12 protein-coding genes are annotated in these 15,649 nt (G+C 65.5%); 2 read left to right on the forward strand and 10 right to left on the reverse strand.

Translation table 11 applies throughout. The annotated features are described in order from the left end of the window. Positions 1-46: 46 nt before the first annotated feature. From NX782_RS05045 to NX782_RS05080, 8 genes are all read right to left on the reverse strand, one after another. The gene (locus tag NX782_RS05045; RefSeq protein ID WP_258844323.1) at positions 47-2,959 is read right to left on the reverse strand and encodes a ribonucleoside-diphosphate reductase subunit alpha; all 2,913 of its coding nucleotides are present in this window, start codon (positions 2,957-2,959) and stop codon (positions 47-49) included. 430 nt (positions 2,960-3,389) lie between these two features. Further along, a complete protein-coding gene (locus NX782_RS05050; RefSeq protein WP_258844324.1) occupies positions 3,390-4,892 on the reverse strand; it encodes a sigma-54-dependent transcriptional regulator in 1,503 nt (500 codons plus the stop codon). Positions 4,893-4,897: 5 nt separating this feature from the next. Next, entirely contained in the window at positions 4,898-6,544 is a 1,647-nt protein-coding gene (locus tag NX782_RS05055; RefSeq protein ID WP_258844325.1) for a sensor histidine kinase, read from the reverse strand. Between the two features lie 5 nt (positions 6,545-6,549). Next, positions 6,550-6,840, reverse strand: a complete 291-nt coding sequence (locus NX782_RS05060) for a PP0621 family protein (RefSeq protein WP_258844326.1) — start codon at positions 6,838-6,840, stop codon at positions 6,550-6,552. Continuing rightward, positions 6,837-7,634: a cytochrome C assembly family protein gene (locus NX782_RS05065; RefSeq protein ID WP_258844327.1), complete on the reverse strand. Its 798-nt coding sequence runs from the start codon at positions 7,632-7,634 to the stop codon at positions 6,837-6,839. The genes NX782_RS05060 and NX782_RS05065 overlap by 4 nt, the downstream gene beginning before the upstream one ends. A 156-nt stretch (positions 7,635-7,790) precedes the next feature. Next, complete coding sequence (locus tag NX782_RS05070) at positions 7,791-8,525, reverse strand: ABC transporter ATP-binding protein (RefSeq protein WP_258844474.1); 735 nt, start codon at positions 8,523-8,525, stop codon at positions 7,791-7,793. 74 nt (positions 8,526-8,599) lie between these two features. After that, positions 8,600-9,436 carry an ABC transporter permease gene (locus NX782_RS05075; RefSeq protein WP_258844328.1) on the reverse strand — a complete coding sequence of 279 codons (837 nt, stop codon included), beginning with the start codon at positions 9,434-9,436 and terminating at the stop codon, positions 8,600-8,602. A gap of 91 nt (positions 9,437-9,527) precedes the next feature. Then, the gene (locus NX782_RS05080) at positions 9,528-10,514 is read right to left on the reverse strand and encodes an ABC transporter substrate-binding protein (protein WP_258844329.1); all 987 of its coding nucleotides are present in this window, start codon (positions 10,512-10,514) and stop codon (positions 9,528-9,530) included. 189 nt (positions 10,515-10,703) lie between these two features. Here NX782_RS05080 and ffh point away from each other — a divergent pair, with 189 nt between their 5' ends. Both ffh and NX782_RS05090 read left to right on the forward strand, forming a co-directional pair. Next, on the forward strand, positions 10,704-12,068 hold the full coding sequence (gene ffh, locus NX782_RS05085; protein ID WP_258844330.1) for a signal recognition particle protein: 1,365 nt from the start codon (positions 10,704-10,706) through the stop codon (positions 12,066-12,068). 134 nt (positions 12,069-12,202) lie between these two features. Further along, entirely contained in the window at positions 12,203-12,604 is a 402-nt protein-coding gene (locus tag NX782_RS05090; protein WP_258844331.1) for an SWIB/MDM2 domain-containing protein, read from the forward strand. A gap of 198 nt (positions 12,605-12,802) precedes the next feature. Here the strand turns inward: NX782_RS05090 and NX782_RS05095 are convergent, their stop codons facing one another. Then, positions 12,803-14,170: an alkaline phosphatase gene (locus NX782_RS05095; RefSeq protein WP_370661763.1), complete on the reverse strand. Its 1,368-nt coding sequence runs from the start codon at positions 14,168-14,170 to the stop codon at positions 12,803-12,805. A 19-nt stretch (positions 14,171-14,189) separates the two neighbouring features. Continuing rightward, the gene (locus NX782_RS05100) at positions 14,190-15,641 is read right to left on the reverse strand and encodes an alkaline phosphatase (protein WP_258844332.1); all 1,452 of its coding nucleotides are present in this window, start codon (positions 15,639-15,641) and stop codon (positions 14,190-14,192) included. Between the last annotated feature and the right edge of the window lie 8 nt (positions 15,642-15,649).

The following is a 15,649-nucleotide window of genomic DNA, read 5'->3' on the forward strand; positions in this document are numbered from 1 at the left end:
TAGCTCAACCTGGATCCCCGCCTGCGCGGGGATGACGGATCAAAAATTACTGGCAGGCTTCGCACTCGTCGAAACCGGCATCGCCCGGACGCAGGTAGCATGCTGCGCCTTCCACGACATCCGTGGCGCTCGCCACCGGTGCCGCAGGGGCGGTTGCTGCCGACGCTGCCGCAGCCGACAGGCCGCCATCGACCGGCACGGCGTTCAGGGCGCCGGTGCGGGTGGTCGACTTCTCCATGTGCGTTGCCGCGATGGTGCGCAGGTAGTAGGTCGTCTTCAGGCCGCGCAGCCAGGCCAGCTTGTAGGTCTCGTCCAGCTTCTTGCCCGAGGCGCCGGCCATGTAGATGTTCAGCGACTGTGCCTGGTCGATCCACTTCTGGCGGCGGGAAGCCGCTTCGACCAGCCACTTCGGCTCGACTTCGAAGGCCGTGGCGTAGATGTCGCGCAGGTCCTGCGGTACGCGGTCGATACGCGACAGCGAGCCGTCGAAGTATTTCAGGTCGTTGATCATGACCTCGTCCCACAGGCCGCGCGCCTTCAGGTCGCGCACCAGGTAGCCGTTGATCTCCGTAAACTCGCCCGACAGGTTCGACTTCACGTACAGGTTCTGGAAGGTCGGCTCGATGCAGGCCGACACGCCGATGATGTTCGAGATCGTCGCGGTCGGGGCGATCGCCACGCAGTTCGAGTTACGCATGCCGAACTGCTTGATGCGGTTGCGGATCACGGTCCAGTCCATGGTTTCCGACATGTCCTGCTCGAGGTAGCCGCCGCGCTCTTCCGCCAGCAGCTTGATCGAGTCCTGCGGCAGGATGCCGCGGTCCCACAGCGAACCTTCGTAGGACTGGTAGCGGCCGCGCTCTTCGGCCAGCTCGGTCGATGCCAGGTAAGCGTAGTAGCAGACGGCTTCCATCGAGACGTCGGCGAACTTCACAGCCTGTTCCGAAGCGAACGGCACGCGCATCATGTGCAGGCAGTCCTGGAAGCCCATGATGCCCAGGCCGACCGGACGGTGGCGCAGGTTCGAGTTACGGGCCTTCTCGACGGCGTAGTAGTTGATGTCGATGACGTTGTCGAGCATGCGCATCGCGGTGCGGATGGTCTTCTGCAGCTTGACCACGTCCAGGCCGTCGCCCTTCATGTGCTGCGGCAGGTTCACCGAGCCCAGGTTGCAGACGGCGATCTCGTCGGCGTTGGTGTTCAGCGTGATCTCGGTGCACAGGTTCGACGAGTGCACCACGCCCACGTGCTGCTGCGGCGAACGGATGTTGCACGGATCCTTGAAGGTGATCCACGGGTGGCCGGTCTCGAACAGCATCGACAGCATCTTGCGCCACAGGTCCAGCGCTTCGATCTTCTTGTACACGGTCATTTCGCCGCGCGCCGCCTTGGCTTCATAGCCCAGGTAGGCTTCTTCGAAGGCCTTGCCGACCTTGTCGTGCAGGTCCGGCACTTCGGACGGCGAGAACAGGCTCCACGAGCCCTTCTCCATCACGCGCTTCATGAACAGGTCCGGAATCCAGTTCGCGGTGTTCATGTCGTGGGTGCGGCGGCGGTCGTCGCCGGTGTTCTTGCGCAGGTCGAGGAATTCCTCGATGTCCAGGTGCCAGGTTTCCAGGTAGCCGCAGACCGCGCCCTTGCGCTTGCCGCCCTGGTTGACCGCCACCGCGGTGTCGTTGGCGACCTTCAGGAACGGCACCACGCCCTGCGATTTGCCGTTGGTGCCCTTGATGCGCGAGCCCATCGCGCGGACCGGGGTCCAGTCGTTGCCCAGGCCGCCGGCGAACTTCGACAGCAGCGCGTTTTCCTTGATGGCGTCGTAGATGGCTTCCAGGTCGTCGCCGACGGTGGTCAGGTAGCACGACGACAGCTGCGAGCGGCGGGTGCCCGAATTGAACAGGGTCGGGGTCGAGCTCATGAAGTCGAAGCTCGACAGCAGGTTGTAGAACTCGATCGCGCGCGCTTCGCGGTTCTCTTCGCGCAGCGCCAGGCCCATCGCGACGCGCATGTAGAAGGCCTGCGGCATCTCGATGCGGGTTTCGCGGATGTGCAGGAAGTAGCGGTCGTACAGGGTCTGCAGGCCGATGTAGCCGAACTGCAGGTCGCGGTCGGCGACGATCGCCTTGGCCAGCTTCTGCAGGTCGAACTTGCCCAGTTCCTCGTCCAGCAGCTCGGCGGCTATGCCCTTGGCGATGTACTGCGGGAAGTAGGTCACGTATTCGGCGGCGGCGCCGGCTTGCGCGACTTCCTTGCCGAAGACTTCCTTGCGGATGGTGTGCAGCAGGATACGCGCGGTGACCTGGCTGTAGGCCGGGTCCTTTTCCATCAGCGCGCGGGCAGCCAGGATCGCCGACTTGTGCAGCTCTTCGACCGGCACGCCGTCGTACAGGTTCTTGACGGTTTCGGCCAGGATGGCGTCGGCATCGACGTGCTTTTCCAGGCCCACGCAGGCGGCGCCGATCAGGGCCGACACTTCGTTCATGTCCAGCGCGCGGCGCACGCCGCCGTCGACCACGGTGAACTGCGGCGCGGCCACGGCGGTGGCGCCCGAGGCTTCCTTGGCGGCGCGGCGCTCGTCCATGCGCTTGGCGCGGTACAGCACGTATTCGCGCGCGACGTCATGCTCGCCCGAGCGCATCAGGGACAGCTCCACCTGGTCCTGCACATCTTCGATGTGGAAGGTGCCGCCGTTCGGCTGGCGGCGCACCAGGGCGGCGACCACGTTGTTCGTCAGCTGCTCGACCAGTTCGCGGATGCGTGCCGACTCGCGGGCGCCCTCGCCGTTCACGGCGAGGAAAGCCTTGGTCATGGCGACGGCGATCTTGGTCGGTGCGAACGGCACCACGGCGCCGTTGCGGCGGATGATGCGGTAGTCGCCATTCGCGACCAGCTCGGCCGCGCTAGCGCCGGCTGCCGTACCTGGTTGCGGATTGATGGAGATGTCCGAAGATGTTTGCATTGAGCCTCCCGGGATGGCAGCGCGCCACCGACTAAAAACGATGAATGCCAACCGGTTAAAGTTGGCAACCTAATAACTTTTTGAGAATAAGAAGAGGAGTGGCCCGTTCTGAAAAAGCCTGCAACCGGCCCTCCTCTGTTTGGCTGGCTCTGTCACTGACCACTAGATCTAGTGTTTGAGCGCCGTATGAACCTAATTGTAGTCGATATTCGGAAATATCAAAGGGTCAGCTCATCGGTTTTTTTTCTGGCGCCGCGCTTGACTTTTTCCAAGGCGAATCATTATGGGGCTCGGAATGAAAGTAAGCACTAACATAGCGTTTTAAGGGCGCAACCGTGGTGCATGCTGCCTGCATGGATGTCGACGTTTGATCATGCTGCGATGGCGAAAAGACAACAGCGACTGAGCCAGCTCAAGCTTTCTACTTTGCTCACGGCTCCGGTGCGTGGATGTCCAGCTTCTGCATCTGGTAGCGCAGCTGGCGCACGCTGATGCCGAGCAGGGTCGCGGCCTGGGTGCGGTTGAATTGGGTCTGCTGCAGGGCGCGCAGGATGATGTCGCGCTCGACCTGGCTGAGGTAGTCCGGCAGGTTGCTGGGCAGCGCGCCGGCGCCCAGCGCGGGCAGCACATCGGCCGGCACCTGGGCCGGCGCCTGGACCATTGTCTGGACCGGCGCCTGGGCTGGAACCGGTGCCGAAGCCGGTGCCGACGGCTGCGCCGCCTCGGCCGGCACGGCGTCGCGCGGCGGCGCAGCGGCCCCCGTATCGGCGAGCCGCGCGCCTTTCAGCGACAAATCGCCGACTTCGATCACACCGTCGTTGGCAAACGCCAGCGCGCGTTCCAGCACGTTCTCCAGTTCGCGCACGTTGCCGGGGAAGGCGTAGCCGCGCAACGCCTCCAGCACCCCGGGCCCCAGGCGCGCGCCGCCCGGTCCCGCCAGGCGCGCGAGGATGGCGTCGGCCAGCAGCGGCAGGTCGTCGAGGCGTTCGCGCAGCGGCGGGAGGGTCAGTTCGATCACGTTCAGGCGGTAGAACAGGTCCTGGCGGAACTGGCCGGTCTCGACCAGTTTTCCCAGATCCTTGTGGGTGGCGCTGATGATGCGCACGTCGACCGCCTCCTCCGCGGTGGCGCCGATCTTGCGCACGCGCCGCTCCTGGATCGCGCGCAGCAGCTTGACCTGCATTGCCAGCGGCAGGTCGGCCACCTCGTCCAGCATCAGGGTGCCGCCGTTCGCCGCCTGGAAGAAGCCGTCGCGCTCGTCGGTGGCGCCGGTGAACGCGCCCTTGCGGTAGCCGAAGAACTCGGCCTCCATCAGCTGCTCCGGAATCGCGCCGCAGTTCACGGCGACGAAGGGCTTGCCGGCGCGCGCGCTGCGGGCGTGGATCTCGCGCGCGGCCAGTTCCTTGCCGCTGCCGGATTCGCCGTTGATGGCGATCGGCGCCTGCGAGCGCGCCAGCCGCCCGATCTGGGCGCGCAGCGCCTGCATCGCCTGCGAGCGGCCGAGCAGGCGCGAATCGCCGCCATCGCCCTCGCCTGCTTCCTGCGCCGCGCCGGCCGCCGGCTTTTCGGACAGGCGCAGCGCCGAGCGCACCATCGTGCGCAGGTCGTCCAGCACCACCGGCTTGGAGACGTAGTCGAAGGCGCCGGCCTTCAGCGCGATCACCGCGTTCTCGGCGCTGCCGTAGGCGGTGATCACGGCGATCGGCGTGCCGCGTCCCATGCCGGCCACTTCGCGCACCAGTTCCAGGCCGGTGCCGTCGGGCAGGCGCATGTCGGTCAGTACCAGGGCGTAGGCGTGCTGGCCGAGCAGCGCACGCGCCTCGCGCACGGTGGAGGCGCTGTCGACATCCAGGCCCATCTTGACCAGCGTGATTTCGAGCAGTTCGCGCAGGTCGGCTTCGTCGTCGACTACCAGGATGCGGGGAGAACTCATACTCTCTATATAGTAAAGGTGATCACGAAGCGTCCCGGCGCATCGAAACCGCCGGGTCCGTCCACCCGGTATTCGTAGTCGAGCATGGCGCCGTTGTTCAGGCACAGCTCGCGCGCCAGGTAGAGGCCCAGGCCGGTGCCCTTGCTCGAGGTGGTATAGAAGGGCTCGAACAGGTGGGCCCGCACTTCGGGCGTGATGCCGGGGCCGTCGTCCTGCACGTGCAGCTCGACGCGGCCGGTCGCATCCAGCACCGGGAACAAGCGGATGCTGGCCGGCTTGCCGCTCGCATAGCGTATGGCATTACCGAGCAGGTTGACCAGCACTTCCCGCAGGTGCAGTCCGTCGAAGCGCACCGTGCGCTCGCCGGCGTCGCCAATGTAGATCATATTATCGGCCAGGCCGTGGGTTTCCGTGAACTCGGCCTTCAGCTCGGCCAGGAAGGCTTTCAAATGCACCGGCTCGCCGCCCGGCTGCACCTTGCGCGAGAGTTTCAGGATGTCCTCGACCATGCGGTTCACGCGCGCCACGTTGTCGCCGACGATGCGCAGCAGGCGCTTTTCGGCCGGGCCGTGCAGGTCTTCGGCCAGCAGCGAGGTCGCGTGGCCGATCGCCGACAGCGGGTTCCTCACCTCGTGCGCGATGCTGGCGGTCAGGCGCCCCATCGACGCCAGCTTCAGTTGCTGCGCCTGGTTTTCGATGGCGCTCACATCCTGCATGAAGATCACGCTGCGCTCGGCCGCGCCGTCCGGCGTATCGACCCGGGCAAAGCGCAGCTTCAGGTGCACCGGCTGGTCGAGGCGGCCGCGCACCTGGCCTGCCTGCCCCTGCCAGCGCTTGACGGTGACGTAGGCTTCCGCCGGTTCGGCATCGAGCCAGGCCTCGAAGCCCTGGGCCACCGGCTCCAGGGCCGGGATGTCGGCCAGGCGAAAGCCGTCGCCGGTGTCGAGGCTGTCGGCGTCCAGGCCCAGCATGCGGCGCGCCGCCGGGTTGCCGGAAAAGACAAAACCGTCGCGCCCCACCACCAGGATGCCGTCGCCGACGTCGTCGACCACGATGCGGTAGACCGCCTGCTGGATGCGCAGATCGGCGCCGCGCCTGGCCGCCAGCTCTTCCTGGCGGATCAGGCGCGCCGCCAGCCGGCTCACCACCACCACCACGGCGAAGAAGGCGGCGCCCATGATCCCGGCCTGGAACAGGGCCGGATCGTTGTCGCTGATGAAGATCTGCCAGGTGCTTTCAGCCAGCAGGAACAGGGTCGCGAGCGAGGCTGAGAACAGCGCCAGCACCAGCGGGGCAAGAATCGCCGCCCCGGCCAGCGGGAACAGGTAGAGCAGTCCGAGCCCGCTGCGCGCGCCGCCGGCGGCCAGGTAAAGCAGCGAGATGACGGCGATGTCGACCAGGATCTGGCTGCACAGCTGCCACAGGAAGCGGTGCCGGTAGTAGCGGGTGACGGCGGCGAACAGCAGCGCCGCCACCGCGTAGAACATGCAGGTCTCGGCATAGGCCGAGCCCATCGTGTGGCCGCGCCGGGCGTCGAAATTCAGGTAAAGCAGCAGCACCAGCGCGATCACGATGCGTGTCACGTTGAGTGTCTGCAGCGAGCGCCAGAAGGTCTCCCGCGACGCCGCGGACAGAGGCTGCCGGCGCGCCATGCGCCTCATTCGATCCGGGAGGCAGCCGGCTGGCGCGCGTGCGCCTCGCAGCAATAGTCCTGTCCGCCCTGGTGCACGGCTTCCGATGCCGGGAAATACAGGCCGCAGTGGGCGCAGCTGGTCATGCGTTCGACCTCTTCGACCCGCGCCTGGGGCCGCGTACCGCCGGCCGGCGCGGCGCCGCCCTGACCCGCATGCGGATCGAAGCCGCGCGCAGCCACCGCAGCCCGCAGCTTGCTGCGGATCGCCATCACCACCAGGATGATGAGCGCAATCCAGAATAAGAGTCGCGTCATGTGAACCCCCGGTGCAGAACGACTTCAAGAACAAAACGGCTGCCGACATACGCCAGCGCCAAGGTAGCGAATCCCGCCAGCGTGAAGCGCAGCGCGGTCTTGCCGCGCCAGCCGCGCCAGCGGCGTCCGGCCAGCAGCGCGGCGAACAACAGCCACGACAGCAGCGCGAACACATTCTTGTGGTCCCAGCGCAGCGCGCGCCCGAACAGCTGTTCGGAGAACACGATGCCCGACAGGACGGTCAGGCTGAGCAGGACGAAGCCGATGCCGATCATCCTGAACAGCAGTTTTTCCATGGTCAGCAGGGCCGGCAGCTGGTCGATGGCCGCGCCCAGCCAGCCTTTTTTTGCGCTGCGGGTGTGCAGGCGCGTCTCCTGCAGCGCCATCAGCACGGCGTGGAAGGCGGCGATGGTCAACGTGCTGTAGGCCATCACGGCCACCGCCACGTGCCAGCCGAAGGCCGGTCCCTGCATCGTCATCAGGCTGCCGGGGAACAGCGGCGGCAGCACCGCGGCGACGGCCGCGCAGGGCATCACCATGCGGCGCATGCCGTCCAGCGCGAAATTGCGGTTTTCGAGCCACCAGGCCGCCACCGAAATCCAGAGCGCGGCCGACAGCATGAAGGCGAAGCCGATCCGCAGCGCGCCGTTGGCCAGCATATCCGGCCACAGCGCGGCGCCATGCAGGACCCACGCCAGCGCGGTCACGCCGGAAATGACGGCGCCCCGCGGCGACGGCAGCAGGGCACACACCGCGTACAGGATGGCTGCGGCGATGAAGAAGGTGGTTTGCATAGGGGCGAGTCTACACTATCCGGACGTTTACCACCGTCGTTCCCGGCATTGCCGGCAACGACTCCCCGCGAAGGCGGGGACCCAAGTTCAGCTAGCGATCCGCGAACAAACTTGGATCCCCGCCTGCGCGGGGATGACGTTGTTCGAAGTTGGCGATTAATCCACGGCGGCGGATTTTATCTCTGCTTCGTGATGCCTTTGCTGCTCTTCCATCACCAACTGCCCCAACTCGCGCTTGAGCGTATTGAACTCGGGCGCGGCCGGGTCGCGCATGCGCGGCAGCTCGACCAGCATATCGCGCTTGACCGTACCCGGCCGGTAGGTCATCACGACGATGCGGTCGGCCAGATAGATCGCTTCCTCGATGCTGTGGGTGACGAAGATCACGGTCTTCTTCAACTCGGCCCAGATCCGCAGCAGCTCGTCCTGCAGGTTGCGGCGGGTCAGCGCGTCGAGGGCGCCGAAGGGCTCGTCCATCAACAGGATCGGCGAGTCCAGCGCCAGCACGCGCGCGATCGCGACCCGCTGGCGCATGCCGCCCGACAGGTCCTTCGGGTAGCGCTTGCCGAAATCCTCCAGCGACAGCAGGGTCAAGAGCTCGGCCACGCGCGCGGCGATCTGCGCCTTCGGCATGCCCTTGATCTCGAGCCCGAAGCCGACGTTCTGCTCGACCGTCATCCAGGGGAACAGCGCGTACTCCTGGAACACCATGCCGCGTTCCGGTCCCGGGCCGCTGACCGGCACGCCGTCGGCGACGATGCGGCCCCGGGTCGGCGGGGCGAAGCCGGCGACGGCGTTCAGCAGCGTCGACTTGCCGCAGCCGGACGGCCCCAGCAGGCAGACGAACTGGCCGCGCGGGATCTCGAGGTCGATGTTCTCCAGCGCGACCATGCGGCGGCCGTCGGTCTCGAACACCTTGCTCACGTTTTCAATGACGATGTGCGCGCTCACTCAGTGCTCCCCATTCAGTGCTCCAGGCCGCGGTGCCAGCGCAGCAGATAATTGTTCAGCCGGTTCATGGCCGAGTCGATCGCCAGGCCGAGGATGCCGATGCTGATCATGCCGGCGATGATCTTGTCGGACCAGAAGTACTCGCGCGCTTCCAGGATGCGGAAACCGAGGCCGTTGTTCACCGCGATCATCTCGGACACGATCACCACGATGAAGGCGGTACCGACGCCGATCCGCATGCCGGTCAATATATAAGGCACGGCGGCCGGCAGGATCACGCGCAGGAACATGGTGGTACGGCCGGCGCCGAGGTTGCGCGCCGCGCGCAGGTAGATGCCGTCGACCTGGCGCACGCCAGCGATGGTATTCATCAGCACCGGGAAGAAGGCGCCGATCGCGATCAGGAAGATCGCCGGCGGGTTGCCCAGCCCGAACCACAGGATCGACAGCGGGATGTAGGCGATCGGCGGGATCGGGCGCAGCAGCTGCACCAGGGGATTCATCCAGGCATACACGATGCGACTCGCCCCCATCGCCAGCCCGAGCGGCAAGCCGAGACCGGCGCCGACCGCGAAGCCGACCACTACCCGGTACAGGCTGCCGAGCGAATCGACGATCAGCTCACCGGAAAACGCCCAGGCCAGCCGGCTGCCGTCGGGGTTGTTCTCATGCCAGGTATTAAAGTCCTGCAGCGGCATCAGATAGGCCAGCCACTTGTTCCACACCGCCAGCGGCGACGGCAGGATGTTCTCGTTGACCCATCCCATGTTCGCCACCCACTGCCAGATCGCGATCGCGATGACCGGCACCACCAGGCCGACCGCGATGTCGTTCCACCTTCTTTTTACCATTCCGTGTCTCCACTGCGCGTGCGTGGGCACGAGGTGCCCACCCTACGTGATGACGCGCCGTAGGGCGGGCTCCCGGGCCCACGCATGACATTTACTTGACGTTCAGGCTCTTCTTGGCCGCTTCCAGCAGGTCGGTCTTGACCCACTCCTTCGCTGCCGGCGGTTTGGCCATGCGGCCGACGCCGGTCTTGTACATGATGTCGGTGGTGATCTGGATGTGTTCCGGCGTGATGTCGTAGGTGTATTCGGCGTTGTCCATCGCGTCGCGGAAGTCGTCGCTCGAGATCTGGCCCTTGAACACGGTCTCGCGCACGTACTTCTCGGCCAGCGCCGGGTCCTTGATGAAGGTGCTGGTGGCCTGCACGAAGCAGCGCATGAACTTCTCGGCCAGCGGACGTTTGGTGGTATAGAACTTCTCGGTCATGACCATGGTGCGGATTGGTTCGCCGATCGGGGTGTCGTAGGGTTTCAGCATCTCGACGCCGAAGCCCTTGTTGATCGCCTGCGAGGACTGCGGCTCCGACTGCATCATGGCGTCGATGTTCTTGCCCAGCAGCGCCTGGTTCAGGTCCGCATAGGCCAGGAACACCAGCTGCACGTCCTTGCCGGGTGCGGCGTCGGCGGTGAGGCCGGCCTTCTGCAGTTCGGCCATCAGCAGCACTTCCTGGATGCCGCCGCGGGTCACGCCGACTTTTTTGCCTTTCAAGTCCTTGACGGTCTTGATGTTGGTGCCCTGCCCCGCCACCAGGCGCGCGCCGCCCTTGGCGAAGCCGGCCACCACGTAGATCGGCGCATTGCCGGCGCGGCCGGAAATGGCCGCTTCCGATGCCGTGGTGCCGACGTCGATTTCGCCGGCGATGATCGCCTGCATCACGTCCAGGCCCTTGGCGAACACGCGCTCCTCGACCTTGATGCCGCATTTGGGCGCGATCTCTTTGATGTACGACACCGCGCCATAGTGCGCGAACTTGAGGTTACCGAGGCGGACCGTTTCAGGAACCTGAGCCTGGGCCTGGGCACTGCCCGCAGCCAGCAGGGCGGCGAGGACGACGGTTTTGGCAAACGCTTTTGTGGTCATGGCTGTCTCCGATTTTGTGGTGTGTTTGTGCGGATGAGGCTATAACGTTAATCAATGTATTGTCAAACAGTACAAATACGTATTCGCCAGTGCTTGCCGGGGTCTTGACCGGCAAAAACATGCCCCGACATACGGTAAAATGGCGGTTTGCGCCCAATTCATCTACGTAGATATAGGTAGAACATAACCATGCTGGATAACCTGACCCAACGCCTTGCCAAGGTCGTCAAGACGATGCGCGGCGAGGCGCGCCTGACCGAATCGAACACCGCCGAAATGCTGCGCGAAGTGCGTCTGGCCCTGCTCGAGGCCGACGTCGCGCTGCCGGCCGTCCGCGAATTCATCGCCAAAGTGAAGGAAAAAGCGCTGGGCGAAGAGGTTATCGGCTCGCTTTCGCCCGGCCAGGCCCTGGTCGGCGTGGTGCAGAAGGAACTGGCGGCCCTGATGGGCGCCGACCTCGGCCCCGAAGCCTCCCAGCTTTCCTTCGCCCAGCAGCCGCCGGCCATCATCCTGATGGCGGGTCTGCAGGGTGTGGGTAAGACCACCACCACCGGCAAGCTGGCCAAGTACCTGAAGGAACAGAAGAAGAAGGTCCTGACCGTCTCCGCCGACGTCTACCGCCCGGCCGCGATCGCGCAGCTGGAGTCCGTCACCAAGCAGGTCGGCGCCGACTTCTTCCCCTCGACCGCCAACGACAAGCCGGTCGACATCGCCCTGGCCGCGCTGGACTGGGCCAAGAAGCACTACCACGACGTCCTGATCATCGACACCGCCGGCCGCCTGGCGATCGATGAAGCGATGATGCAGGAGATCGCCGCGGTGCACGCCGCCGTCAAGCCGATCGAGACCCTGTTCGTGGTCGACGCCATGGTCGGCCAGGATGCGATCAACACCGCCAAGGCCTTCAACGAAGCGCTGCCGCTGACCGGCGTGATCCTGACCAAGCTCGATGGCGACTCGCGCGGCGGTGCGGCGCTGTCGGTGCGTCACGTGACCGGTAAACCGATCAAGTTCGCCGGTGTGTCCGAGAAGCTGGACGGCCTGGAAGCCTTCGATCCGGCCCGTATGGCCAACCGCGTGCTGGGCATGGGCGACATCCTGGCCCTGGTCGAAGAAGCGCGCAAGGGCGTGGACATGCAGGCCGCGGCCGACATGGCCAACAAGATCAAGTCGGGCGGTAAGTTCGACATGAACGACTTCAAGGCCCAGCTGACCCAGATGAAGAAGATGGGCGGCATGTCGGGTCTGCTCGATAAACTGCCGGCCCAGTTCCAGCAGGCCGCGGCCGGCGCCAACATGGACCAGGCTGAAAAGCAGGTGCGCCGCATGTGCGGCATCATCGACTCGATGACCCCGCAGGAACGCGCCAAACCGGAGCTGATCAAGGCCAACCGCAAGCGTCGTATCGCCGCCGGCGCCGGCGTGCAGGTGCAGGAAGTGAACCGCATGCTGACCCAGTACGATCAGATGAACACGATGATGAAAAAGCTCAAAGGCGGCGGCCTGATGAAGATGATGCGCGGGATGAAAGGCATGATGCCGGGGATGCGCTGATATATAGGGGGTTTTAGTGCTTGTTAGAGTGAAAAAATTTCGAAAAAGACTTGCACGAACGCTAAAACCCTACCAATATAAGCCGGTGCGTACATAGCGCAATTTTCCATGTGTTCCGATTAGGAGGCTCGAAGATGGCAACAGCCAAAAAAACCACCGCAGCGCCGGCCAAGAAAGCCGCCGCCAAGCCGGCTGCAGCGGCGAAGCCGGCAGCTAAAAAGGCAGCAGCTCCTGCCAAAGCAGCAGCACCGAAAGCAGCAGCAGCAAAGAAGCCGGCCGCAGCTCGCAAGCCGAACGCCGCCTTCATGAAAGAAATGACCCCGTCGGCGACCCTGGCCGCAGTGGTGGGCGACAAGCCGCTGCCGCGTACCGAAGTCACCAAGAAAGTCTGGGACTATATCAAGAAGCAGGATCTGCAGGACGCCGCAAACCGCCGCATGATCAACGCCGACGACAAGCTGAAAGCCGTCTTCGGTGGCAAGGCCCAGGTATCGATGTTCGAGATGACCAAGCTGATCTCCGATCACCTCAAATAAAAACGACGACAAGGCCGCTGCCCCGCTGGCCCGATACCAGTCCAAACGAAAAGCCCCGGTCAATGCCGGGGCTTTTTGTTGATGCCGTCATTCCCGCGCACTTCCTTCGTCGTTCCCGCGCAGGCGGGAACCCAAGTTCGCAGCGGCTCGAAAACTTGGATTCCCGCCTGCGCGGGAATGACGTGCGTGCGTTGCGGACTACAACCCCGCCGCCGCCTTCATCAGCTCGAACACCCGTGTGTTCTCGATGGTGCCCTTGAACGGCGCCGAGCCCGCACCCACCGCATACAGCTTGACGTCGCCGCCGCCATGGCCTTCGCCGGCCAGGCGCACGCCGGTTTCCTGTTTGTAGTCGAGCGCCTGGGCGCAGGCGTCGTCGACGTTGGCGCGAACTTCCGGGCGGTTCGGGCCGCCGCCATAGACCAGGGTCGTGTAGGTCTTGCCGTCGGCGTCCAGCGCCGGCTGGCCAGTCGCCACATCGCGCACGATGCCGAGGATCGGATTGCCGCGCTTCGGATAGCCGTTCATCACCATCGTGTGGTCATGGTCGGCGGTTACCACGATCAGCGTATGCTCCAGGCCCGGATCGATGCTGCGCATGCGGTCGAGCGCGGTCTGAATCGCGTTGTCGAAATCGACCACCTCCTCCAGTGCGTTCTTCGCGTTCGAATCGTGCAGCGCGTGGTCGATCTTGCCGCCTTCGACCATCAGGAAGAAGCCGTTCGGGTTCCTGGCCAGCAGCTCGATCGATTTGGCGGTCATCTCGGCCAGGGTCGGCTGGGTGGGTTTGCGCACGCTGGCGTAATCGAGGTGGCTGTCGGCGTAGATGCCGACGAACTTCCGGTTCGGCAGGGCCGACATCATGTCGCCGCGGGTGGCGGCCACGAAGTAGCCGCGCGCCTTGAATTCGGCCAGCAGGTCGCGTCCGTCCGCGCGGCCCTTCGGATTGGCGGCGGCATCGAAGGGCGTGAAGTAGGGCCGGCCGCCGCCCATCAGCACGTCCACGCCCTCCATCAGGCGCGCGTTGTAGCCTTCGCCGCCGGGCACGATCTGCCGGGCGATGGTGTAGACCGCGTTGCGGTTGCAGGCGTGGGCGAAGGTCGAGGCCGGGGTTGCGTGGGTCAGCTCGGTGGTGGTGATCGCACCGACCGCCTTGCCCTTGGCCTTGGCAAGCTCCAGGATGGTCATCGGCGCGCTGCCGTTGTTCTCGCCGCAGCGGTCCACGCTCGGGTTGCCGTTGGCGTCCTTGCCCGGGCTTTGCGGCCTGGCGTCCTTCAGCGAGATCACGTCATTGTTGATCTTCACGCCGGTCATGTAGGCGCCCATCGAAGGCGCGCTGTCGGTGACCATCGCGTCGGCCGAATAGGTCTTGATGCGCGCGACACGGTCGAGACGCTCGAAGTTCAGCAGGCCCTCTTCCTTGTATTTGTAGATGCGCGCGGCCGTGATGGTGGTCGGGCCCATGCCGTCGCCGAGGAAGAAGATGACGTTCTTGGCCTGGGTCTGGGCCCAGGCCTGGGAGGTGCATGCGGCCGCCAGCAGCGCGCAGAGTCGGATCATTTTCATCGTGGTCTCCTTGCGCCGCTTACCAGCCGGCCGCTTCCTTGATCAGCGTGAACACGCGGGTGTTGTCGATGGTGCCGCGGAACAGCTCCGCGCCGACGCCTGCCGCGCCCAGGTAGACGTCGGCGCCGCCGTGGGTTTCGGATTGCATGCGCACCGCCGCTTCCTGGTGGTAGTCGTCGGCGCTGACGATCGCGTCGGTCAGGCCGGCCTGCGTTGCGCGGCTGCCCTGCACCCGGTGTTCGCCGGTGCCGAAGCCGAGGATCGCATACGGCGCGCCATCCTTGTCCAGTTTGATCTTGCCGTCCGGGAGGCTGCGCACCAGGCCCAGCACGCCGGGTTTGTCCGGCGTGGTCGGACCGCTGCGCGGCGAATAGCCGTTGATCAGCAGGGTGTGGTCGTGGTCGGCGGTGGCGACGATCAGCGTGTGCTTCAGGCCCGGATCGATCTTTTGCACTTCATCGATGGCAGCCTTCAGCGCGGCATCGAAGGCCGCGGTTTCCTGCAGTGCGCGCTTGGCGCGGCTGCCGTGCAGCGCGTGGTCGATCAGGCCGCCCTCCACCATCAGGAAGAAGCCCTGGTCGGTGCCGGCGCGCTGGCCCAGCAGCGACACCGCCTTGCGCGTCATCTCCGCCAGGCTGGGCTGCCTTGCCGGGTCGCGCTCGGCATCGTAGGCCAGGTCGTTCTGCGCGAACAGGGCGACCACCGGCTGCCTGGCCGGCGCCAGCGCATTGAAGCCGGCCGTGTCCTGCGCCACGCGGTAGCCGCGCGATTGCAGCTCGGTCAGCAGGTCGCGGCCGTCCGTGCGCTTGCCGCCGTTGGCGGCGCTCTGGAAGTATTGGGTACCGCCGCCGAACACGAGGTCGACCCCGCCGCCCAGTGCGGCGTTGTAGCCGGCGCCACCCGGCACCAGCATCGCCGCGATCTGGTTCTGCAGCTTGCGGTGACAGGCGTGGGCATAGGTCGCGGCTGGGGTGGCGTCGGTGACGCTGGTGGTGGTGACGATGCCGGTGGCCAGGCCGCGTGCCTTGGCCAGCTCGAGCAGGGTCGGCACCGGCGATCCATTGGTGCAGCGGCTGCTGCCGTCGGCCGCGGGCGCGATGGCGCTGGTGTCGCCGGACATCGAGATCACGCCGTTGTTCTGCTTCACGCCGGTCATGTAGGCCGACATCGACGCCGCGCTGTCGGTCACCTGGGCATCGTTCGACCAGGTTTTGACGAAGGCCGATTCGGGCAGCGTGTCGAGGGTCAGCTCGCCGGCCTCCCCTACCGCGTAGATGCGCGCGGCGGTCAGGGTGTTGATGCCCATGCCGTCGCCGAGGAAGAAGATGACGTTGCGGGCGCGCTCGCTGACCTTATCGATACTGCGCGCTTGCGGCGTGCCCGCAGCGGTGGGCGGCGGCGTGGCGCAACCGGTGAGCGTGGCGGCGCCGCAGGCCATCAGCACGCCGGCGGCGAAGGTGGTCGATCGCATTCTGCTTG

It is taken from the genome of Massilia norwichensis (assembly GCF_024753245.1).
Classification (GTDB): domain Bacteria; phylum Pseudomonadota; class Gammaproteobacteria; order Burkholderiales; family Burkholderiaceae_D; genus Telluria; species Telluria norwichensis.

Excerpts from the sequence above, each read along its gene's own strand:
- NX782_RS05095 (WP_370661763.1), bottom strand. The coding sequence starts at position 14,170 with ATGAAAATGATCCGACTCTGCGCGCTGCTGGCGGCCGCATGCACCTCC.
- NX782_RS05100 (WP_258844332.1), bottom strand. The coding sequence starts at position 15,641 with ATGCGATCGACCACCTTCGCCGCCGGCGTGCTGATGGCCTGCGGCGCC.
- NX782_RS05060 (WP_258844326.1), bottom strand. The coding sequence starts at position 6,840 with ATGACGCGACTCTTATTCTGGATTGCGCTCATCATCCTGGTGGTGATG.
- NX782_RS05050 (WP_258844324.1), bottom strand. The coding sequence starts at position 4,892 with ATGAGTTCTCCCCGCATCCTGGTAGTCGACGACGAAGCCGACCTGCGC.
- NX782_RS05070 (WP_258844474.1), bottom strand. The coding sequence starts at position 8,525 with ATGGTCGCGCTGGAGAACATCGACCTCGAGATCCCGCGCGGCCAGTTC.
- ffh (WP_258844330.1), top strand. The coding sequence starts at position 10,704 with ATGCTGGATAACCTGACCCAACGCCTTGCCAAGGTCGTCAAGACGATG.
- NX782_RS05045 (WP_258844323.1), bottom strand. The coding sequence starts at position 2,959 with ATGCAAACATCTTCGGACATCTCCATCAATCCGCAACCAGGTACGGCA.
- NX782_RS05080 (WP_258844329.1), bottom strand. The coding sequence starts at position 10,514 with ATGACCACAAAAGCGTTTGCCAAAACCGTCGTCCTCGCCGCCCTGCTG.
- NX782_RS05075 (WP_258844328.1), bottom strand. The coding sequence starts at position 9,436 with ATGGTAAAAAGAAGGTGGAACGACATCGCGGTCGGCCTGGTGGTGCCG.
- NX782_RS05090 (WP_258844331.1), top strand. The coding sequence starts at position 12,203 with ATGGCAACAGCCAAAAAAACCACCGCAGCGCCGGCCAAGAAAGCCGCC.
- NX782_RS05055 (WP_258844325.1), bottom strand. The coding sequence starts at position 6,544 with ATGGCGCGCCGGCAGCCTCTGTCCGCGGCGTCGCGGGAGACCTTCTGG.
- NX782_RS05065 (WP_258844327.1), bottom strand. The coding sequence starts at position 7,634 with ATGCAAACCACCTTCTTCATCGCCGCAGCCATCCTGTACGCGGTGTGT.